This is a genomic window from Streptomyces sp. BE303 (assembly GCF_036290945.1).
Taxonomy (GTDB): domain Bacteria; phylum Actinomycetota; class Actinomycetes; order Streptomycetales; family Streptomycetaceae; genus Kitasatospora.
Window position 1 is genome coordinate 1 of the sequence record NZ_JAQYWZ010000628.1, and the last position, 716, is coordinate 716.

The following is a 716-nucleotide window of genomic DNA, read 5'->3' on the forward strand; positions in this document are numbered from 1 at the left end:
CGCCGCCGCGGTGGTGGCCGGCGCGCTGAGCCTGGAGGACGGCGCCCGGGTCTCCGCCCTGCGCAGCCGGGCCCTCGACGCCATCGCCGGGGAGGGCGGCATGGTCTCGCTCGGGCTCTCCGCCGAACGGGCCGAGCAGCTTCTCACGCCCTGGGCCGACCGGATCTCCGTCGCCGCCTACAACTCCCCCACCACCACCGTCGTCGCCGGTGACAGCGACGCCCTGGCCGAACTGCTCGCCACCTGCGAACGCGACGGCGTACGGGCACGGGCGATTCCCGTTGACTACGCCTCGCACTCCCCGCACATCGAGCGACTGCGCGACCGGCTGCTCGACGTCCTGGCCGGCATCAGCCCGCAGGCACCGCGCATCCCGATGTTCTCCACCGTCACCGGCGACTGGCTCACCACCCCGCCCGACACCGCCTACTGGTACACCAACCTGCGCCAACCCGTCCTGCTGACCAGGGCCCTGGAGGCCCTCCACGAAGCCGGCCACACCCACTTCGTCGAGACCAGCCCGCACCCCGTCCTCGTGCCCGCCGTCGAGGAGACCCTCGACACCGCCGTCACCGTCCCCACCCTGCGCCGCGACGAAGGCGACCGACGACGCCTCCTCACCTCCCTCGCCCACGCCTGGACCACCGGCCTCACCGTCGACTGGACCACCGCGATCCCCCGCGGCCGACGCGTCGAACTGCCCACCTACCCGTTCC

At 73.5% G+C, this 716-nt stretch carries 1 protein-coding gene; it reads left to right on the forward strand.

Going from position 1 to position 716, the window contains the following annotated elements; all coding sequences use genetic code 11:
- A partial coding sequence (locus tag PUR56_RS14415; RefSeq protein WP_329874697.1) for an acyltransferase domain-containing protein occupies positions 1 to 716 on the forward strand: 716 nt, incomplete at both ends.